This is a genomic window from Stenotrophomonas maltophilia (genome assembly GCF_002799155.1).
GTDB classification, from domain to species: domain Bacteria; phylum Pseudomonadota; class Gammaproteobacteria; order Xanthomonadales; family Xanthomonadaceae; genus Stenotrophomonas; species Stenotrophomonas maltophilia_R.
In genome coordinates this window covers 662,997-682,108 of the sequence record NZ_NERD01000002.1, presented here as the reverse complement: position 1 = coordinate 682,108, position 19,112 = coordinate 662,997, and the positions used below count along the sequence as shown (strand labels likewise).

Below are 19,112 nucleotides of genomic sequence, written 5' to 3'. Positions count from 1 at the left end.
TGGAACACGATGCGCCGGGCGCTGCGCGGTTCCGGTCAGATCACGATTTCGCCCTCGTCCTCGCCATCCCAGTAGTGGATGCGGCTGGCGCGCACGTGAATCAGCACCAGTCCCGGTGTATCCACGCCCTGTTCGAACCATCGCTCCAGGTCCTTCACCCAGTGCTGGCTCATCGTAGCGCGATCGCGCACCAGCGCTGCCCTTCCCTGCACGTGCACGAACAACGGTGGCTTGCCCAGCAGCGACTTGCTGCCGGAAAAACCCAGCGCGACGGCGGGGTCCGCTTCAATCTCGCGCACCATGTCGGTGTCTTCGGTGGTGAAGAACCAGCTGTCACCGTCATAGTCCACGTCACCGTTGTTGCTCATCGGACGACCGGCAATCTCTCCGCCGGCGTGGGTCTGCAGCATCGTGAAATCGATGCCGGCCATTTTCCTGGACAGTTCAGGCAGGGTGAGCTGGGTCATGTCGTCGTCCCTCGTCGGATGGAGTCCCAGCGTCTGCGCAGAGCGGTGACCGAAGCGTGGATGGGCAGTTGCGACCTCTTCACAGAAAACGAGATAGGGCGCATGGCACGTGTGTGACGCACTCCTCACCACCACACCCGCGTTAACAGCGGATGGAGGAACGGTCCTCCACACCACGACACGCCTCTAACAGGGGCTTGCCCGAGAATCGCGCAACCCCGCGGCACCTCCGGCATGGCCGCCGGCGCAACCGGGGCTCCCCTCCGCAACCGCATGGCCTCCACATGGACCTGTTCGCCTGGCTCGCGTTCGGCTGCTACCTGTTAGCGTTCTTCATTGTCTCGCTGTTTGCTGCGGCCTACCTGAAACGCTCCGACTTCATGCCCTACCACGGGCAGGCCGTGGGCATGCCGTGGGCTGAGGTCGAACCACGCATGCAGGTGTTGGTGATGGCCCTCATCCGCGTGGTCGGCGCCGGTTGGATCGCACTGGCCGGCGCCGGCGTGATGCTGGCCTGGCTGATTTTCTTCGGAGGTCACTTCGCACTGCCGCAGCTGCTGGCGTTCCAGCTGTTCTGCCTGGTCGCCACCGTGCCACCGGTACTGGTCGCCACCGGCGTACGGCGGCAAACCGGTGCCCGTACGCCTGTACCCGCTGGCGCTGCCGTGGTGGTGCTGTCCGTCATCGGATTCGTGCTGGCGCTGTTGGCGCTGCCCTGACGTGCTGTTCCTCCCTCCCCTTTCATCGAGGCTCCCCATGAATCCCGAATCCATCTTCTACAGCGTGGTCAACGGTGATCTGCCGCCCTCCCAGGCAGGCACCCTGCTCGGCTGGCGCTTCGTCGACTACGACGATGCACGGCGCCGCATCCAGGTCGAATTCGAGGCCGGCCCGGTACTGACCAACCCGATGGGCAACGTGCAGGGCGGCTTCCTCTCGGCGATGCTGGACGACTGCATGGGGCCTGCGATCTACGCCACGCTGCCGGCCAACCGCATCGCAGTCACGGTGGAATCCAAGACAAGTTTCGTCAGCCCCGCGCCCCGGGCGGATCATCGGCTGGGGTGAAGTCGAACACAGCAAGGGCAGCATCGCCTTCACCCGTGGTTGGTTGACCGACCCGGCCGGCAAGGTGCTGGCAACCGCCAGCGCCACGTTCCGGGTGGGTGCGCTACGCTGGCGTGGCTTATCGGTACCACGTCCCATAGCGCGCCGGATGATCGCGCGCACGCTGCGCCGGGTGCATGCGCGTATCGGTTGAGGCCGTTCAGCGCGCGATGCGGCCACCGCCGGCCACGCGCACGCGATCGCGGCCCTGCGCCTTGGCCTGGTACATGGCCGCATCCGCAGCGCGCAACAGGGTGCGCCAGCCCAGCGCGTCGGTGCCGCCCTCGGCCACACCGAAGCTGGCGGTGACCCGCAGCACCTTGCCGCCAACCAGTACGATCTCCAGCTGCTGCAGTGCCGCCCGCAGCGACTCGGCCACCTGGCGGCCGCCGGCCAGATCGCCGTCGGCCAGCAATACGAGAAATTCCTCGCCACCATAGCGGGCAATGCTGTCGCTGCGGCGAAGGTGGCGCTGCAGCAACTGCGCCACCTGCACCAGCACTGCATCGCCCGCGTCGTGGCCATGGCCATCGTTGATCGCCTTGAAGCGGTCCACGTCCAGCAGGATCACCACCGCGCTGTTGCCGCCGTCGTCGTGGCGTTGCTGCACCATCTCGTCCAGCGCCCGCCGGTTCAACAGCCCGGTCAGCTCGTCGGTACCGGCCAGCTGGCGCAGCTCGCTGGTCAACGCCGAGCGCTCGCGCGACTTCTCGCGCAGCACTTCGATGGCATCGAACAGGCGCTGCATCTCGGCCAGCGGGTGGGTCACATGCTGTTCCGGGCCGGGCGCTTCCGAGGCAATCTGGATCACCTGCTTCTGCGCCTGCAGCAGTGGCCGCAGGATCTGCAGGTGGGCAATGCGCAGCGCCACGCCCAATACCACCAGCGTGCCCAGCACCGTCGCCACCAGCACCACCAGGCGCGTCGCTTCGCGGTTGCGGGTGCGCTCGAAGCGGGCGATGGACACGCTCAGGTAGCCGTCGCGCAGCGCTTCCAGCGACTGCAGGGTCGGCACGTAGCGCGTGGTGAACTCGGCAGCAGTCCACGGCGGCGGTACGCCGCGCCGGCCATCTTCGATCAACTGTTCGATCATCGGCAGCGATTCGCCGAAGAACTGCCGGCGTGCCATGTCCCAATGCCAGGACAGCGCCGGATCACTGCGGAACACCGCTTCATGGCTGCCTGCCAGCCGCCACAGTTCCAGCAGGCGGCCTTCGGTCTGCAATGCCGCCCGCAGCTGTTCGTCACGCCATGCCCCCGGTACCGCCACCGGCGCCATCACGTTCGAGGCCAGGCGGCCGCCATGCTCGCGCAGGTCGATCAGCACCTGGCCCTGCATCGCCGGAATCGCCGCTTCGCGGTCGGCACTGACCAGCACGTTGATCTGCGCCGAGGTCAGTACGTGCAGGCGATCGACCACCGCGAACATGCTGCTGATCGCGCGCTCCACGTCCTCCACCCGGCGCGCATCGTGCGGCTGCACCGCCACCCGGTCCACCGCGGCCCGCGCTGATTGCAGGCGACGTTGCGCGTCGGCCAGCATTCCATGCTCGTCGACCACGCCCGGGTCGGCGTTGAACACGGTGTCCAGGTGCTGCAGGGCGGTATCGACCCGCTTGCGCGCGACCGCCAGCTGCGCCGCGAGCCGGGCCTGTTCAGCCGCATCGGCCGTGTTGGCCCCCAGCAGGCTGTTGGCGGGGCCGCGCTCGGCCGACACCAGGTTGGCCAGGTCGAAGGTCTGCCGCAGCTGGCGCAGGCTGACCAGGTTGTCCTCGGCGGCAGTGAAGCGCAGCGTGCCCTGCACCAGCGCGATGGCCATCAACGGCAGCGTACAGACTACGAACAGCCCGGCCAGGATCCAGACCCAGGTCCGCAATCCGATGGGCGACGCCTTGCGGGCCATGCACATTTCCCCTGTCGTGCGGAACACTGTAGCGGCCGCCTGCACAGGCGCCAAGGCGCTACCGGGCCAACCGTTGCCGTGGGTATACCGCGCACGCCGCCAACGCACCGACAAGGCCGCGCAGACCGTCCAATCTGGGCGAATACGTCATGCCTTGCCGCGTCAGATCCAGCGCTGGTCGACCAGTTCGCGCTTCACGTAGGCATAGAACACCGGCGCGGCGACCAGGCCCGGCAGGCCGAACGCCGCCTCCATCACCAGCATGGCCAGCAGCAGCTCCCAGGCACGCGCCTGGATCTCGCCACCGACGATACGGGCGTTGAGGAAGTACTCCAGCTTGTGGATCACGATCAGGTACAGCAGCGCCGCCACCGCCACATAGAACGAAACCGACAGCGCGACGATGGTGATGATGGTGTTGGAGATGATGTTGCCCACCACCGGCAGCAGGCCTGCGATGAAGGTGATCAGCACCAGGGTCTTCGACAGCGGCAGGTGCACGCCGAACAGCGGCAGCACGCCCAGCAGGAAAACGGCGGTGAACACCGTGTTGAGCAGCGAGATCTTCAGCTGCGCGAACACCACCTGCCGGAATGCGGTGGCCAGGCGGCTGGTACGCCCGATCAGCTCCTGCGCCAGCGGCCCCATCTGCGGCAGCGGCAGTTCGTCATACAGCGCGATCATCGCGCCCAGCACCATGCCGATCAATACGCGCACCCCCACCTGCACCACCGAGGTACCGGCCACGCCCAGCTGGCGCTGATGCTCGGCGGCCCACTCGTTCAGCGCCGTGCGCAGTGCCGGCATGTCTTCGGGAATATAGGGTTGCAGCAGCGCCGGCACCTGGTGGCGCGAGGTGTTGAGGATCTCCATCAGGCGCGCCAGCAGAGCGTCCGGGCCACCGGTCTCGTTGCGGAAGAACGAGGCCACGCCGATGCCGGCCATTACCAGTGCGCTGATGATGATCGCCGACAGCACGATCACCGCGATCGCCCGTGCCCGTCCCGGCGGCAGCTTGCCTTCCACGGTGGAGGCCAGCACATGGGTCAACTGGAACACCAGCAGGCCGGACAGCAGGGTCACCACCAGGCCCAGCTTCAGCGCCAGCCACATGCCCAGCAGCATCATCAGCCACGCCGCGATCCTTGGAACGGGGGGCTTGGGCTGGGCAACAAGGGCGTCTTGCATGGGAGCGCGTCCGGGCGGGGTGGCCCATGGTAGAGGATTGACCCGCCGATTCGGCGTGCAGGCTGAACGGGCGTTACGTTCTCATCCGGTGGCGGCCCTGCCGGCGCCCCATCGACTCACTCGCCGTAGCTGGCCGTATTCTTGCCCTGCCGCTTGGCGTGGTAGAGCGCGCGGTCAGCCAGTGCCAGCCAGTCCTCGACACTGCCTCCCCGCGGCGTAGCGGCAATGCCGATGCTTACACTGAACTCCACGCCCGGCGTGATCTGGCGCGCGGCCTCGAGCAGATGCAGGCGCACCCGCTCGGCCACGTGCATCGCGTCGACGGGCGCGCAGTCGTGCAGCAGCACCACGAACTCATCACCCCCCAGCCGCGCCGGGGTATCACCGGGCCGCGCAAACGTGCGCAATGTTGCAGCGATATGCCGCAGTACCTCGTCGCCCGCGCGGTGGCCAAGCGAATCATTGATGCGCTTGAAGTCATCCACATCAAGCATCAACAGGCAGGCAAAACCGCCCTGGCCCTGGGCCCGGTCCAGTGCCTGCTGCGCACGCAGGATCAGGAAGCCACGGTTGGCCAGCTCGACCAGCGGATCCATCCGGCTGAGCCGCTGCAGCTGGCGATTCTGCGATTTGACCCGGCGCGCCAGCTGCCAGCTGAGGATGCTCAGCCCGATGCCGTAGACGAACAGGAACGGCACGCTGAGCACGATCGTGCGCTGCGAGGAAACGGGCTGGTAAGGGAAGCCGAGCACCCACCAGGTGATCGCGAAACCCAGCGCCAGCGCCAGCGTGGCCCGCATCGCCAGGCGCACGCCACCGGCCGCGATCTTGTCGGCAACCAGCAATGCGGCGAACAACGCACTGGGGACCGCGCTCAGCGCCATGAAGGCGATCCAGCCGCCACCGAAGAAGGAGTCGGCGACCATGCAGCGGAACTGCGCCTGTGCGGGCTGGCGGGCACGCTGGGTCAATACCAGTGCGAGCGCCGGCCACGCCAATGCATTGAGCAGCAGCAGCGCCCAGGCCAGCAGGCCGTCCTGGCGTTCAAGAATGATCGAGGCGATGGGAATCGCGCCCAGGCCATTGCCGACGAAGCGCATCCAGCCGATGCGACGTGCCGCGCCGATGCCTTCGACCGCGACTTCCGACGCGTCAGTCAAGAACGGCATTGCCGACCCCCTTGCGCGATCGCACGTTCCACCCCGGCGCTTGCCGGGGTGCCCACGCTGAGTCTGACAGCTCTGCGTCAATTCGGGATCAAGGACTCAAGGCGGCGCCCTGCCCTCACCCCTGCCCGGGCGCAGCCGTCGAACCCCGCAGCATCAGGCTGAAATCCAGCGTTTGCTGAAGCGGTACATCAACCTGTTCGATGATCGCGAGCAGCAGGTTGACCGCGCGCTCACCAATCTCCCGCATGGGCTGGCGGATGGTCGTCAACGGCGGCGTGAGGTAGCGGGAAGACGCCAGGTCGTCAAAGCCGACGATGGACAGTTCGTCCGGCACGCGGATGCCCAGCTCCCGGCAGGCGGCCAGCGCACCCAGCGCCATCTGGTCGCTGAAGCAGAACACCGCGGTCGGTGCGGGCGCGGCGGCCAGCAGCGCCATCGCCGCCGCATGCCCGGATTCCACGGAAAAATCCCCCGGCACGATGCTCAGCTGGCGCAGGCGGCCGCGCGCCTTGCCGGCTGCGCGGACGCCTTCCAGTCGCTGCTGGTGCAGCGGGTTGTCAGGCGGCCCACCGACCACGGCAATCCGTTCATGTCCCAGCCCATACAGATGTTCCATCACCACGCGCGCGGCCGCGGCGTTATCGATATGGACGCTGGGAATGCCCAGCGCGGGGTCGAACTCGCAGCCGTTGATCACCGGCGCGGCGGCACCGCGCTGCTGGACGATCTCGCGCGCCGTCGGCGGCAGGCGGTGCCCCAGCACGATCATGCCGTCGGCCTCGTTGCGCCGGAGCATCTGCGCATAGCGCTCCTCGCGGTCGGGTTGATGCTGGGTATCGCCGAGCAGAACCGCATAGCCGACCGCCTGTGCGGCGTCCTCCGCCCCCTGCAGGATCTGCGCGAAGAACGGATTGGCGATGTCCGGGACGGTGACCAGGATCTTGCCGCTGCGCTGGGTCTTGAGCGTGCGGGCCACCGTATTGGGCACATAGCCCAGTGCGGCAGCGGCCTGCTCGATGCGCGCGCGGGTGGCCGGCAGGACTTTGTCCGGCCGCGAAAGCGCCCGCGACACCGTGCCTGCGGAGACGCCGACGTGCTTCGCGATGTCGTAGATGGTGGCCATGGCGTTAGTTCTCCTGTCTGCTGTGCACTGCACAACAGGTCCTGCGTGAGCCCCTGCTAGGATAATGCAATCGATTGCATCGAGGGCGAATCACGTTGAAGACGCTCAAGGGTCCAGCGCTGTTCCTGGCGCAGTTCATCGGCGACACGGCTCCTTTTGATCGGCTGGACACGCTGGCCGGATGGGCCGCGGGTCTGGGCTATTCTGGCGTACAAGTTCCCACCAGCGCGCCCCACCTGTTCGACCTGGCCGAGGCCGCGCGCAGCCAGGCGTACTGCGACGATGTTGCCGGCATGCTCGCCGGGCACGGCCTGCAGATCACCGAACTGTCGACCCACCTGCAGGGGCAGCTGGTTGCCGTCCATCCGGCCTACGACAGCCTGTTCGACGGATTCGCGCCACCGGACAAGCGCGGCGACCCGTCCGCCCGCCAGGCCTGGGCGGTGGAGCAGCTGCGGTTGGCCGCCAAAGCCAGCCAGCGCCTGGGGCTGACCGCCCACGCCACGTTCTCCGGCGCATTGGCCTGGCCCTACTTCTATCCCTGGCCACAGCGCCCACCGGGACTGGTGGAAGAAGCCTTCGCCGAACTCGGCCGGCGCTGGCGCCCCATCCTCGATGCCTTCGACGCCTGCGGCGTGGACCTGTGCTTCGAGATCCACCCCGGCGAGGACCTGCACGACGGCGCGACCTTCGAGCGCTTCCTCGACGTGGTGGACCATCACCCCCGCGCCAGGATCCTGTACGACCCCAGCCACCTGCTGCTGCAGCAGATGGACTACCTGGGTTTCATCGACCGCTACCACGCGCGCATCGGCATCTTCCACGTCAAGGACGCGGAATATCGCCCCAGCGCAAGCAGCGGCGTGTATGGCGGCTACCAGGACTGGATCGATCGCCCGGGCCGGTTCCGTTCACTCGGCGATGGCCAGATCGACTTCAAGGCGATCTTCTCCAAGTTCGCGCAGTACGACTTCCCCGGCTGGGCGGTGCTGGAGTGGGAGTGCTGCCTGAAGCACCCCGAAGACGGCGCACGCGAGGGTGCCGCCTTCATCCGCGACCACATCATCCGCGTGACCGAACGCGCCTTCGATGATTTCGCCGACAGCGGCACGGACGCCGCATCACTGCACCGCATGCTGGGAATCTGAGCCATTACCGCCCCGGGAGGGTAAGCCATGTCGCACGCCATGTCGCGCTTGGGCGCGATGATGTTTCTGCAGTTCTTCATCTGGGGAGCGTGGTTCGTGACGCTCGGGACGTACCTGGTGCAGGGCCCGCTGCAGGCCAGCGCCAGCCAGGTGGCCACCGCCTTCCTCAGCCAATCGATCGGCGCGATCGTGGCGCCGTTCCTGGTCGGCCTGATCGCCGATCGCTACTTCGCCGCGCAGCGCATCCTCGCGGTGCTGCACCTGGCCGGCGCGGTACTGATGTGGCTGGCATCCACCGCCACCAGCTTCAGTGTGTTCTCGGCCTGCGTGATGGGGTACATGCTGCTGTTCATGCCGACGCTGGCACTGGCCAACAGCGTGGCGATGCGGCACATGCAGTCGCCCGAGAAACAGTTCCCGCTGGTACGGGTGGCCGGCAGCATCGGCTGGATCGTCGCAGGCGTGCTGATCGGCTGGCTGGGCTGGGAGCAGGCCCATCGGCTCGAACTGACCTTCCGGATGGCGGCGCTGGCATCGCTGGTACTGGGCCTGTATGCGTTCACCCTGCCGCACACGCCGCCACTGGCACAGCAGCGCGACGCCGGGCTGGGGCAGATCCTCGGGCTGGACTCGCTGCGGCTGCTGAAGTCGCGCGCCTACCTGGTGTTCTTCCTGGCCTCCATCGCCATCTGCATACCACTGTCGTTCTACTACAACTTCACCAACCCGTATCTCAACGACCTCGGCGTGCGCGGCGCTGCGGGCCTGCAGTCGCTGGGCCAGGTCTCCGAAGTGCTGCTGATGCTGGCCATGCCGTTCCTGTTCGTGCGGCTGGGAGTGAAGACCATGCTGGCGGTCGGCATGGCCGCCTGGGTGGTGCGCTATGCCCTGTTCGCCTTTGGGGATGCGGGCGGTGGCTTCCCGCTGCTGGTGATCGGCATCGTGCTGCACGGCATCTGCTACGACTTCTTCTTCGTCACCGGCCAGATCTACACCGATGCGCACGCCGGCCCGGCCGCGCGCAGCAGCGCGCAGGGGTTCATTACCCTGGCCACGTACGGCGTGGGCATGCTGATCGGCACCTTCCTGTCCGGCGCGGTGGTGGAGCACTTCACCACCGAGGCTGGCCCCGACTGGCAGCAGATCTGGTTGTTCCCGGCCGGCGTGGCACTGGTGGTGCTGATCGCCTTCCTGCTGCTGTTCCGCGACCGGCCGGTGGCCGCGCCCGCGCCTTCCACGCCCTGAGGACCGCAGCCAATGCCCAAGCTTGGAATCGCCATCATCGGCGCCGGCATGATCGGTGCCGTGCATCGTCGCGCCGCCTTGCTGGCCGGTGCCGAGGTACACGGCGTGGCCGCCTCGTCACCGCAGCGCGCGCGTGAGGCAGCGCAGTCGTGGAATGTTCCGCGTGCGTACCGGGACATCCAGGAGGTGATCGCCGATCCGCAGGTGCAGGTCGTGCACGTCTGCACGCCCAACCATCTGCACCGCGCGATGGCGCAGGCCGCGCTGGAAGCCGGCAAGCACGTGATCTGCGAGAAACCGCTGGCAACCACGCTGGACGATGCACAGGCGCTGGCGGCGCTGGCCGCATCGACCGGATTGGTCGCCACGGTACCCTTCGTCTACCGCTACCACCCGGTGGTGCGCGAGGCGCGCGCACGCATCGCCGACGGTGAGCTGGGGCCGCTGCACCTGATCCACGGCAGCTACCTGCAGGACTGGCTGCTGGATCCCGCCAGCAACAACTGGCGCGTGGACCCGGCGTTGGGCGGCGCATCGCGCGTGTTCGCCGACATCGGTTCGCACTGGTGCGACCTGGTGGAATGGGTCAGCGGTGAACGTTTCGCCGAGGTCAGCGCGGCCTTCGACACGGTGGTCGCCGAGCGCAGCGCCGTCAGTGGCCAGAGCTTCAGTACAGCGGCCACAGACGGCGCGATGCAGGCGGTCACGAGCGAGGACGTGGCGGCGGCGATGTTCAGGACCGGCGCTGGCACGCTGGCGTCGTTGACGGTCAGCCAGGTTTCGGCCGGGCGCCGCAATCGCCTCTGGTTCGAGATCGATGGCGCCAAGGCCAGCGTGGCCTTCAACCAGGAGGATGCCGAGCGCCTTTGGATCGGCCTGCCCGACCAGCGCGAGGAGATCTTCGTGCGCGGGCCCGGCGCCGGCACTGCCGAACAGCGCCGGCTGTCGGTGCTGCCGGCCGGGCACGCGCAGGGCTACGCCCAGTGTTTTGAAGCATTTGTCGCCGACAGCTATCGCGCCATCGACGGCGAGCGGCCGCAGGGCCTGCCCACGTTTGAAGACGGCGTGCGCTCGGCGCTGATCGTCGATCGTGTCATTGCATCGGCCAGGTCGCGTGCCTGGACTGCCATCGGTTGAAACCCGGGAGGAGCTGTTGATGAAGACCCTTGTCCGTAGAACTGCAGGCCTCGTCCTGCTGCTCGCAGCGCTGCCTGCCCTTGCAGGCGAAGCTGCCCGCACGCAGAAGCCGATCGCGGTGCAGATGTACACGCTGCGCGATGCCGGCTCGCTGGAGCAGCAGCTGAAGATCGTCCACGACGCGGGTATCCATGCAGTGGAAACGGTCGGCACGCAGGACACCCGCGCTGCCGAACTCAAGCCGTTGCTGGACCGGTATTCGATCAAGGTGGTTTCTTCGCACGTGCCCTTGGCCGAGCTGCGCAGCAACCTGGAGGGGGTGGTGGCCTTCAACCGGTCGATCGGCAACACGACGCTGGTGGTGCCGTACCTGGACAAGAAGGATCGCCCGAGCGATGCCGCCGGCTGGACTGCCCTGGGCCAGGAACTGGGCCGGATCGCAAAGCAGGTGCGCGGTAAGGGCATGCGCCTGGCCTACCACAACCACGATTTCGAACTGGCCGACTTCGATGGCAGGACCGGACTGGAACTGCTGTTTGCCGCCGCCGGTCCCGACCTGCAGACCGAGCTGGACCTGGCCTGGGTCGCGCGTGCAGGCCTGGACCCGGCGGTGATGCTGGCAAAATTCCGCGGCCACGTGTTCGCGGTGCACGCCAAGGACAATGCGCCCAAGGGCCAGGCCGAAGACGAAGGCGGATTCGCTGCGGTGGGCCAGGGCGTGCTGGACTGGAACGCGATCCTGCCTGCTGCGGCAGCCGCCGGCGTGCATTGGTACATCATCGAGCACGACCAGCCACGCGACCCGGCCAAGGTCATCCAGACCGGCGCGGACTATCTGCGTGAACACCTGACCACCAACGTGCCCGCCCGTGCGCGGCGCTGACGCATCAAGGAGCCCCGCATGAAAATGATCCTGGCAATGGTGGTGGCCCTGGGTGGCATGAGCGTGGCGACAGTCGCCTGGTGCAAGGACGACCCGGCTGCGGGTGCAAGGCTCTACACCGCGAACTGCGTGGCCTGCCACGGCGCCGATCGTGCGGGCATGCCGGGTGCGTTTCCGGCGCTCACCGACATCGGCAAGCGCATGGCACCTGCACAGATCAAGGAAAAGATCAGCAAGGGCGGTGGGTTGATGCCGCCCTTCTCCCAGCTGTCGCAGCAGGAGATCGATGACATCGCCAGCTACCTGGCGAAGTAAGCGGCCGGCGACCACGCCGGCCGCGTGCCACTACAGCTCGCGCACCCAGATGTTGCGGTAGCTGACCCTGGAGTCATGTTCCTGCAGGTAGAGCGGCGCGCATCCATGGGGCGCGTACGATGGCGCGCCGATGTACTCGGTCTTGCCCGCCAGCACGGTATCGTCCTGCACCAGCACGCCGTTGTGCAGCACCGTGATGCGCGCAGGCGAGACAAGCCCGCCGCCCGCCGAGAAGCGCGGTGCTTTCCAGAGGATGTCGTAGGCCTGCCACTGGCCCGGTGCGCGCGAGGCATTCACCCGCGGCATGGCCTGCTTGTAGATGGAGCCCGCCTGGCCATTGGCATAGGTCGGGTTGTTGTAGCTGTCGAGCACCTGCAGCTCGTACAGCTCCTGCAGGAAGATGCCGCTGTTGCCCCGGTTCTGGCCGTCGAAGCCCTTCGTGTCGGTGGGCGTGCGCCACTCGACATGCAGCTGGACATCGCAGAAGCGTTGCCGGGTGCGGATGCCCTTGCTGCCGGGCACGACGGTCATCGCGCCATCGGCAACCGTCCAGGGCACGCGGTCGCCCTGCTCCGACTCCCACGCCGAGACATCCTTGCCATCGAACAGCACGATGGCGTCGGACGGCGCCATGCCCGCTGGTGTTGCCACTACCGCAGGCACCGGCGTCCACACCTCGGTCTTCTTCGGATCGCGCGCGGCGTCGGCCCCGTTCTGCGCGAACACGGGTGCGGCGGCCAGCACGGTGGCCGCGATCAGCAGCGGCTTGATCATCCTGTTGCACTCCATCAGCTGGTCCCCCAGGCGGGCGTGCCGGGAACATAGGCGAGATCGCCGTCGTAGCGCCCCGGCACGGCGACGTACTGCAGCACCCCGGTGGCGCCGACCTTGGAGGTGAAGAAGCCGAAGATGGCCAGTTGCTTGAGCATCGTGAAGTAATGCGGCATCGCCTCGCCCTCTTCTGGCGTACCGGTTTCGGTCACATCGGCATGGCGTGCCCTGGCCTCTGCATCAAGCGTGCGCAGCAATTCGGTCCGGGCTTCCGGCGTGAGCGACACGAAGCGGCCACCGGCCCGCTTGTCGATATCGACCAGGCCCGCCCGGAACGCCGCCTGCTGCCGGGCGGTGTAGCAGTCGGTGACGAACGTCGCCATGAACAGGCCCGCGCCAGCATCCTTCGCCCCTGGCGTCCGGGTCCGCGGCAGGATGGTCTCGGCGATCTCGTCCAGCGTGCCGACATCGGCGTCGGAGAACAGGGTCTTCACCGGTGCGGCAGCGGCCTTTCCCTGCGCGAGCGCAGGCAGGCCGACCATGGCCGCACCCGTAGCGGCGACGATCATTTTCAACAGCTCGCGGCGATCCATCAGAGGTTCCCCGCTTTCAGTTCACGCACGGCGTGGTCGGCCGCGCGCGCGGTCAGCGCCATGTAGGTCAGCGAAGGATTCACGCAGGCGCTGGAGGTCATGCAAGCACCGTCGGTCACATAGACATTGGGTGCATCCCAGACCTGATTGTGCTGGTTCAGCACCGAGCTCTTCCGATCACGTCCCATGCGCGCGGTCCCCATTTCGTGGATGCCCTTGCCCGGGGCGTAATCGTTGTCGTGCATCTTCACGTCCTTGACACCGGCCGCCTCCAGCATCTCGGCGGCATCGGCGGCCATGTCCTTTCGCATCGCCAGTTCGTTGGCACGCATGGCAACGTCCATCGCCAGCACTGGCAGCCCCCACTTGTCCTTGCGGTCGCGGTCCAGGCGGATCGTGTTGTCGTGGTGCGGCAGCATTTCACCGAACCCGGTCATGCCGATGCGCCAGTCACCGGGCACGGTCAGCGCCTCCTTCAGGTCAGCACCGATGTTCAGCTCGGCGATCTCGCGCGACCAGCCGGTGCGGCTGGCGCCGCCCTGGTAGCCGAACCCGCGCAGGTAGCCGCGCTTGTCGGCCGCGACGTTGCGGAAACGCGGGATGTAGAAGCCGCAGGGACGGCGGCCGAAGTAATACTTGTCTTCGTAACCCTCGACCCGGCCCGAGGCGCCCGCTCCGAAATGATGGTCCATCACGTTGTGCCCGAGCTCGCCCGACGATGAGCCCAACCCGCCCTCCCACACATCGGTGGCCGAGTTCATCAGCAACCACGTCGAGTTGAAGGACGACGCGTTGAGGAAGATGACCTTGGCCGTGTACTGGTAGGTCTGCCCGGTCTCCGCGTCGATGACCTCCACGCCGCGCGCGCGCTTGCGGTCCTTGTCGTAGAGCACTTCCTTGACGATCGAGAACGGCCGCAGGGTCAGGTTGCCGGTTTTCATCGCCGCTGGCAGCGTCGCCGCCTGGGTCGAGAAGTAGGCGCCGAAGGGACAGCCCAGGATGCATTTGTTGCGGTACTGGCAGTTGACGCGGCCCTGCTCGGGCATCGGCTTGGTGATGTTGGCAGTGCGCGAGTGGATCATGTGCCGGGTGCCGCCGAAGGCCTTCTTGATCCGCGCGGCCACATCCTTCTCGACGATGTTCAACGGGATCGGCGGCAGGAACTCGCCGTCCGGCAACACGTCCAGTCCTTCGCGCGTGCCGGCGATGCCGGCGAATCGTTCCACATGGTCATACCAGGGCGCGATGTCCGCGTAGCGGATCGGCCAATCGGTCGCGATTCCGTCCTTGAGGTTCGCCTCGAAATCCAGGTCGGAGAAGCGATAACTCTGCCGGCCCCACATCAGCGAACGGCCACCCACGTGGTAGCCACGAAACCAGTCGAAGCGGTTGGTTTCGATGTAGGGCGACTCCTGTTCGTTGGCCCACATTCCTTCCAGGTTTTCGGCCAGGCCGTAGTCGCGCATCAGCACCGGGAACTCGGCCTTCATCGCCTGCGTTGGCCGGTTGCGGTGCGGAAAGTCCCACGCTTCCTTCATCGCATTGACGTAGTCCTTGACGTGCTCGATGTTGCGCCCGCGTTCCAGCATCAGGACCTTCAGGCCCTTCTCGGTCAGCTCCTTCGCCGCCCAACCGCCACTGATTCCCGAGCCAACAACAATGGCGTCGTAGTGATTATCTGCCATGGGTTTCTCACCTGGGTGGATATCGTTTCAGACGTCGCAGAGGCGGATCGCCTCGCGCAATGAGGCAACGGGATCAGGCGCTACAGGCGTGAACTCCTGCGCCAGGTATCCCTTGAAACCGGTGTCGCGGATCGCGCGACAGATGGCCGGATAGTGGAGCTCCTGCTGGTCTCCGATCTCGTTCCGGCCGGGCACGCCCGCGGTGTGGTAGTGCTTGAAGCAGGCGTGATGCTTGCCGATGGTGGCGATGATGTCGCCTTCCATGATCTGCATGTGATAGATGTCGTACAGCAGGCCGAAGTTGTCCGAGCCAAGCCGCTGGCATAGCTCTACGCCCCAGGCCGAGTGGTCGCACAGGTAGTCGCGATGATCGACCCTGGAATTCAGCAGTTCCATCACCAGCACCACCCCGCGCTTCTCGGCATGCCCGAGGATGCGCTTGAGGCCGGCCTCGGCATTGGCCATGCCCTCGGCAGGATCCATGCCGCTGCGGTTGCCGGAGAAGCAGATGAGATTCCGGTAGCCGGCATCGGCCACCAGATCGATGTGCCGCGTGTAGCGCTCCACCAGCTCATCATGGAACTGGCGGCCGGCGAAGCCCTTGGTCAGGCCCAGCTCCGCGCCGTTGCACATCGAGCTGTACACGCCATGGGCCTTCAACGTGGGCCAGTCTTCCGGGCCGACCAGATCGATGGCGGCGAAGCCGATGTCCTTCACCGTCGCGCAGAGCTGGGCGACCGACAGCTGCGGGAAGGTCCAGCGGGCGACGGAGTGCTTCAGGTTGCCCTTGAGCGGAGCATCGGCGGCGAATGCGGGGAGCACGCCTGCCGCCCCCAGGCCAATGCCGCCGGCAACCGCCAGGCGCAGCGCATCGCGCCGCGTGAGGCCCGTTGCCGGGGCCGGTTTGATCGAATGGATGGACATCCACCTGCCGGCCTCCCAACCGGTATCAAACGCAACGATTCACAGCAATGCAATCGATTGCACCATAGGGGAGGAAATTGTCTGTTTGCAAGTCGCGGTGCACGAAAATCAATGCTGCGAGGCACAAGCTCCAGGGAATCGCGGGAAAAAGAAAAGCCCCGCGTGAACGGGGCTTTCTTTTCTGCTGCAAACGCGCGTTCGATCAGAACGGTTGTGCACACATCTCGGCCTGTCAATAGATCATTGTGCTTGTGTAAATGATTGATCTATATGTGTATTTTAAATTTTGTGACGGGTCTATTTCAATCATCCGGGTCTTTTTGGTCTGTAATGGACGCGAAAGTCGCGTGAAAAGTGGCCTCTTATCAACAGTCACGCGATCCACTCGAAGGGGAGCGGCCTTGCGGGCGGGATGGATGCAGGCCTGCCTGAACTGGGAGAGGTGGGCGAACAACTGAGGATGTTGGCCAATACTACGTTCAGCTAGGGGGTTCCAGGGATAGAGCAATGCAACGTTGAGCATGGCTACTGACTAGGCTCTGGTGCTTCTAGTGGATGGGCGGTTCCTCACAGCTCTCTAAGAAGAAGGCGATGGCTTCGAGGATGGAAGACTTGCCATCGTTATTGCCCCCGAAATCCTGTTCAGTGCCACGTCAATGTAAATAACGGTGACAGCACGCCAACCGCGAAAGTGAATAAGCTCGACGGGCTTGAGATGCATGAATACCCACCTACAACTTGCCGTTGAAAACTCTTGTGCTGATAGATTCAAATATCGAAAAATCACAGCTATCATAAATTCTATTTATCGCACCATTGATAGATATAAATTTATCTTGTAACGCCAAAGGAGGGACTGGAATTTGCATTTCTTTTATTTGGGAAGTAGTCAAGTTCTGAAAAATGGCCCCAGCCTTTCTGGATTCGTGAGTTGACTTTAAAAACATCATGATCTCACAAAGAAATTCCTGCCTTATTTTGGATGTATCAAGCCCCTTGAAGGCAACAAAACCGTCATGAATACATGCATCAATGGCGAGCACAGAGGTTAATCCGACGTTCCCACTTACAGCCATGACCACAGTTCCGGCTTCAATCGGCCGACTCTTCTTTGCACCCTGTTCTGTTAAGGAGTCAATCTTTGGGGTTACCAATTTCCCGTCACGAGTCAGATCCGCAACCATAAGCCGAGGCACGGGACCGCCATAGAAGCGCGGATCACCTTGGGGACGAGGGGAGCTCCCTCTGACAATTTCACACAGTTCCTCTACGCGCAGCATTGGCCAACTCTTCGAATTGGTCACCGGGTCTCCGAACATGTCCAGAAACACCGCGCGCAGGAAGTCGTCGGCAAGTTTGATGGCTTGCTGACGCTTGCGTCGGATGGCATCGGCCTTGTCGAGAATGGCGGCGATTCGCGTTTGTTCGGACAGGGGCGGGAGCGGGACTTCCAATCCCTTGAGCACATCTAGCGTTATTCCTTTGACAGTAGCTCCCTTTCCCTGCTCCTGCAAAAATCCAGATTTATATTCTAAAAATCGATACAAATAACGAACCAACAACCTAGACTCATCCCTGACCCGCAGAGCCTTCAGATCCTGATTTATCGCCATTTCCACTGAGTTTATAGCGACCTTACCAAGGGCCATCCTAGTTGGAACGATGAGGCTCCCCGCGGGGATAAGACATGTAGAAGAAGAACTGACGGCCAGTTCAGTTATGCAGTCTTCCGTTGTTTCCAATGTCCCACCCTTGAAATCCTTGACGGACGCCCAAGGAATCGCCCCTCCCCAGTACTCAGGTACTGACTTACTTGGTGTTCCTCCGCCCTTTATTTCAACAAGGTCACCGAGATTATTCGTAGACCAACTCACAGCATCCCCTCCAGCCCATCCAGATCCGCCAGGATCTCCTGCTCCAGCGCACGCAGCCGCTGCAGGATCCGCTTCGGATCCTCGTACTGCACCAGCTGGTGCTTTACTTCCTTGTAGCGATTGATGGACAGGTCGTACTTGTTGGCGGCAATCTCGTCGGCCGGCACCACAAAGGCCTTCTGCTTGCGGTCACCGAACTGCTTGTTGATGGTCTGCTCGCGGGCATTGCGCTCGACCAGCTTGCGGTAGGCCGCCCACTGGGCAATCGCATCGGGCAGGTCATTGCTGCCCTCGCCCTTCAGCGGCGTGCGCTTGTCATCCAGCGAATAGCCATCGGCCTGCAGGTCGTAGAACCATACCCGCTCCGTTTCACCGCCCTTGGTGAACAACAGGATGGCCGTGCTCACGCCGGCATAGGGCCTGAACACGCCGCTGGGCAGGCTGATGACGCCTTCCAGCTGGTTGTTTTCCAACAGTTCCCGGCGCAGCTGCTGGTGGGCCTTGCTGGAGCCGAACAGCACGCCATCGGGCACGATCACCGCCGCACGGCCGCCCAGCTTGAGCGAGCGCAGGATGTGGGCCACAAACAGTAGCTCGGTCTTCTTGGTCGTGACCAAGGCCAGTACGTCCGGGTTGACGTTGGCCTCGTCCAGGCTGCCCTTGAACGGCGGGTTGGCTAAAACCACGTCAAAGAAGTTCTCTTCCTGACGAGGGAAGTGTTCCTTGATGGATTTGTTCAACGTGTCCTGATAGTTGATGTTCGCCCCGCTCACCCCGTGCAGCAGCATGTTCATGCTGGACACGCGCAGCATGGTGGTATCGAAATCGAAACCCCAGAACATCTGGCTGTTGATGTGCTTGCGGTAGGCGTCCAGCAGGTCACCGGTGTAGCTGCTGTTGCCGTCCTCGTCGGTGAGGGTGCCCGCATCGCTGGAATGGGTGCGGTTGAGGTATTCCATGGTGCGGGCCAGGAAGCCGGCCGTGCCGCAGGACGGATCGCAGACCACCTCGTAAGGCTGCGGCGCCACCACCTCCACCATCGCATCGATGATGTGGCGCGGGGTACGGAACTGGCCATTGATGCCGGCGGTCGTCAGCTTGCTGAGCAGGTATTCGTAGATGTCGCCCTTGACGTCGGTGTGGGTCAGCGGCAGTTCGTTTATCATCTCCACGGCCGCAACCAGTACCGATTCGTTCTTGATCTCCAGGTCGGCATCCTGCATGTACTCGCCGATGTGCCCCAGAGCCGCCACTGCCCCGCCCTTGGTGCCGGCAGTGCCCAGCGTGGCAAAGAAGGGGTAGACGTTCTTCTTCAGGTGCTTGTGCAGCTCTTTGCCACTGAGGTTGCGGAAGTTCTTCCAGCGCAGCAACTGGCCCTCGCGGGAGTCGGGGAATAGGCGCTCGACCGGCTTACCGGTGCGCTTGGCCTTGCGTTCGGCCACGTCTTCCTGCATATCCAGCATGCGGGCAAACATCAGGTAGCTGATCTGCTCGATCACAGTCAGCGGGTTGGTGATACCCCCGGTCCAGAATTTCTCCCAGAGCTTATCGATATCGTTGCGGATCTTGCCGGTCAACAT

General features: G+C 64.7%; 18 protein-coding genes. 7 read left to right on the top strand and 11 right to left on the bottom strand.

From position 1 onward, the window contains the following. Positions 1-35: 35 nt before the first annotated feature. Complete coding sequence (locus tag B9Y82_RS03720; RefSeq protein WP_005412573.1) at positions 36-467, bottom strand: pyridoxamine 5'-phosphate oxidase family protein; 432 nt, start codon at positions 465-467, stop codon at positions 36-38. A gap of 284 nt (positions 468-751) precedes the next feature. On the opposite strand from B9Y82_RS03720, the gene B9Y82_RS03715 reads away from it, so the two are divergent. After that, the gene (locus B9Y82_RS03715) at positions 752-1,186 is read left to right on the top strand and encodes a hypothetical protein (protein WP_100471585.1); all 435 of its coding nucleotides are present in this window, start codon (positions 752-754) and stop codon (positions 1,184-1,186) included. A 37-nt stretch (positions 1,187-1,223) separates the two neighbouring features. Continuing rightward, complete coding sequence (locus B9Y82_RS20800) at positions 1,224-1,535, top strand: PaaI family thioesterase (protein WP_238381536.1); 312 nt, start codon at positions 1,224-1,226, stop codon at positions 1,533-1,535. A 199-nt stretch (positions 1,536-1,734) separates the two neighbouring features. On the opposite strand, the gene B9Y82_RS03705 is transcribed toward B9Y82_RS20800, so the two are convergent. From B9Y82_RS03705 to B9Y82_RS03690, 4 genes are all read right to left on the bottom strand, one after another. Next, a complete protein-coding gene (locus B9Y82_RS03705; RefSeq protein WP_100475165.1) occupies positions 1,735-3,477 on the bottom strand; it encodes a GGDEF domain-containing protein in 1,743 nt (580 codons plus the stop codon). Positions 3,478-3,639: 162 nt separating this feature from the next. Next, the gene (locus B9Y82_RS03700; protein ID WP_100471584.1) at positions 3,640-4,665 is read right to left on the bottom strand and encodes an AI-2E family transporter; all 1,026 of its coding nucleotides are present in this window, start codon (positions 4,663-4,665) and stop codon (positions 3,640-3,642) included. Positions 4,666-4,781: 116 nt separating this feature from the next. Further along, the gene (locus tag B9Y82_RS03695; RefSeq protein WP_100471583.1) at positions 4,782-5,834 is read right to left on the bottom strand and encodes a sensor domain-containing diguanylate cyclase; all 1,053 of its coding nucleotides are present in this window, start codon (positions 5,832-5,834) and stop codon (positions 4,782-4,784) included. Positions 5,835-5,949: 115 nt separating this feature from the next. Further along, positions 5,950-6,957 (bottom strand): LacI family DNA-binding transcriptional regulator, encoded by a 1,008-nt coding sequence (locus B9Y82_RS03690; protein ID WP_100471582.1) that lies wholly within the window; start codon positions 6,955-6,957, stop codon positions 5,950-5,952. Between the two features lie 95 nt (positions 6,958-7,052). Between B9Y82_RS03690 and B9Y82_RS03685 the strand changes: the two genes are divergently transcribed. From B9Y82_RS03685 to B9Y82_RS03665, 5 genes are read left to right on the top strand one after another with little or no spacing between them, the layout of a single operon-like run. Then, the gene (locus tag B9Y82_RS03685) at positions 7,053-8,105 is read left to right on the top strand and encodes a sugar phosphate isomerase/epimerase family protein (RefSeq protein WP_100471581.1); all 1,053 of its coding nucleotides are present in this window, start codon (positions 7,053-7,055) and stop codon (positions 8,103-8,105) included. Between the two features lie 27 nt (positions 8,106-8,132). Then, complete coding sequence (locus tag B9Y82_RS03680) at positions 8,133-9,350, top strand: nucleoside permease (protein ID WP_100471580.1); 1,218 nt, start codon at positions 8,133-8,135, stop codon at positions 9,348-9,350. Between the two features lie 12 nt (positions 9,351-9,362). Next, positions 9,363-10,487: a Gfo/Idh/MocA family protein gene (locus tag B9Y82_RS03675; RefSeq protein WP_100471579.1), complete on the top strand. Its 1,125-nt coding sequence runs from the start codon at positions 9,363-9,365 to the stop codon at positions 10,485-10,487. 19 nt (positions 10,488-10,506) lie between these two features. After that, positions 10,507-11,370 carry a sugar phosphate isomerase/epimerase family protein gene (locus tag B9Y82_RS03670; RefSeq protein WP_100471578.1) on the top strand — a complete coding sequence of 288 codons (864 nt, stop codon included), beginning with the start codon at positions 10,507-10,509 and terminating at the stop codon, positions 11,368-11,370. A gap of 18 nt (positions 11,371-11,388) precedes the next feature. Continuing rightward, on the top strand, positions 11,389-11,685 hold the full coding sequence (locus B9Y82_RS03665; protein WP_100471577.1) for a c-type cytochrome: 297 nt from the start codon (positions 11,389-11,391) through the stop codon (positions 11,683-11,685). Between the two features lie 30 nt (positions 11,686-11,715). On the opposite strand, the gene B9Y82_RS03660 is transcribed toward B9Y82_RS03665, so the two are convergent. From B9Y82_RS03660 to B9Y82_RS03635, 6 genes are all read right to left on the bottom strand, one after another. Continuing rightward, positions 11,716-12,459: a 3-keto-disaccharide hydrolase gene (locus B9Y82_RS03660; protein WP_238381535.1), complete on the bottom strand. Its 744-nt coding sequence runs from the start codon at positions 12,457-12,459 to the stop codon at positions 11,716-11,718. 14 nt (positions 12,460-12,473) lie between these two features. Further along, the gene (locus tag B9Y82_RS03655) at positions 12,474-13,049 is read right to left on the bottom strand and encodes a gluconate 2-dehydrogenase subunit 3 family protein (protein WP_100471575.1); all 576 of its coding nucleotides are present in this window, start codon (positions 13,047-13,049) and stop codon (positions 12,474-12,476) included. Further along, the gene (locus B9Y82_RS03650; protein ID WP_100471574.1) at positions 13,049-14,734 is read right to left on the bottom strand and encodes a GMC oxidoreductase; all 1,686 of its coding nucleotides are present in this window, start codon (positions 14,732-14,734) and stop codon (positions 13,049-13,051) included. Before B9Y82_RS03650 ends, B9Y82_RS03655 begins: the two co-directional genes overlap by 1 nt. Positions 14,735-14,761: 27 nt before the next feature. Next, the gene (locus tag B9Y82_RS03645; RefSeq protein WP_202908114.1) at positions 14,762-15,658 is read right to left on the bottom strand and encodes a hydroxypyruvate isomerase family protein; all 897 of its coding nucleotides are present in this window, start codon (positions 15,656-15,658) and stop codon (positions 14,762-14,764) included. Between the two features lie 731 nt (positions 15,659-16,389). Further along, positions 16,390-17,532: a restriction endonuclease subunit S gene (locus B9Y82_RS03640; RefSeq protein ID WP_100471573.1), complete on the bottom strand. Its 1,143-nt coding sequence runs from the start codon at positions 17,530-17,532 to the stop codon at positions 16,390-16,392. Further along, complete coding sequence (locus B9Y82_RS03635; protein WP_100471572.1) at positions 17,529-19,112, bottom strand: type I restriction-modification system subunit M; 1,584 nt, start codon at positions 19,110-19,112, stop codon at positions 17,529-17,531. The genes B9Y82_RS03640 and B9Y82_RS03635 overlap by 4 nt, the downstream gene beginning before the upstream one ends.

What these genes read in the sequence shown, in the direction of transcription:
- B9Y82_RS03695 (WP_100471583.1), bottom strand. Translation starts at nt 5,834, where the DNA reads ATGCCGTTCTTGACTGACGCGTCGGAAGTCGCGGTCGAAGGCATCGGC.
- B9Y82_RS03690 (WP_100471582.1), bottom strand. Translation starts at nt 6,957, where the DNA reads ATGGCCACCATCTACGACATCGCGAAGCACGTCGGCGTCTCCGCAGGC.
- B9Y82_RS03680 (WP_100471580.1), top strand. Translation starts at nt 8,133, where the DNA reads ATGTCGCACGCCATGTCGCGCTTGGGCGCGATGATGTTTCTGCAGTTC.
- B9Y82_RS03675 (WP_100471579.1), top strand. Translation starts at nt 9,363, where the DNA reads ATGCCCAAGCTTGGAATCGCCATCATCGGCGCCGGCATGATCGGTGCC.
- B9Y82_RS03720 (WP_005412573.1), bottom strand. Translation starts at nt 467, where the DNA reads ATGACCCAGCTCACCCTGCCTGAACTGTCCAGGAAAATGGCCGGCATC.
- B9Y82_RS03670 (WP_100471578.1), top strand. Translation starts at nt 10,507, where the DNA reads ATGAAGACCCTTGTCCGTAGAACTGCAGGCCTCGTCCTGCTGCTCGCA.
- B9Y82_RS03665 (WP_100471577.1), top strand. Translation starts at nt 11,389, where the DNA reads ATGAAAATGATCCTGGCAATGGTGGTGGCCCTGGGTGGCATGAGCGTG.
- B9Y82_RS20800 (WP_238381536.1), top strand. Translation starts at nt 1,224, where the DNA reads ATGAATCCCGAATCCATCTTCTACAGCGTGGTCAACGGTGATCTGCCG.
- B9Y82_RS03645 (WP_202908114.1), bottom strand. Translation starts at nt 15,658, where the DNA reads ATGTCCATCCATTCGATCAAACCGGCCCCGGCAACGGGCCTCACGCGG.
- B9Y82_RS03655 (WP_100471575.1), bottom strand. Translation starts at nt 13,049, where the DNA reads ATGGATCGCCGCGAGCTGTTGAAAATGATCGTCGCCGCTACGGGTGCG.
- B9Y82_RS03715 (WP_100471585.1), top strand. Translation starts at nt 752, where the DNA reads ATGGACCTGTTCGCCTGGCTCGCGTTCGGCTGCTACCTGTTAGCGTTC.
- B9Y82_RS03700 (WP_100471584.1), bottom strand. Translation starts at nt 4,665, where the DNA reads ATGCAAGACGCCCTTGTTGCCCAGCCCAAGCCCCCCGTTCCAAGGATC.
- B9Y82_RS03635 (WP_100471572.1), bottom strand. Translation starts at nt 19,112, where the DNA reads ATGTTGACCGGCAAGATCCGCAACGATATCGATAAGCTCTGGGAGAAA.
- B9Y82_RS03660 (WP_238381535.1), bottom strand. Translation starts at nt 12,459, where the DNA reads ATGATCAAGCCGCTGCTGATCGCGGCCACCGTGCTGGCCGCCGCACCC.
- B9Y82_RS03705 (WP_100475165.1), bottom strand. Translation starts at nt 3,477, where the DNA reads ATGGCCCGCAAGGCGTCGCCCATCGGATTGCGGACCTGGGTCTGGATC.
- B9Y82_RS03650 (WP_100471574.1), bottom strand. Translation starts at nt 14,734, where the DNA reads ATGGCAGATAATCACTACGACGCCATTGTTGTTGGCTCGGGAATCAGT.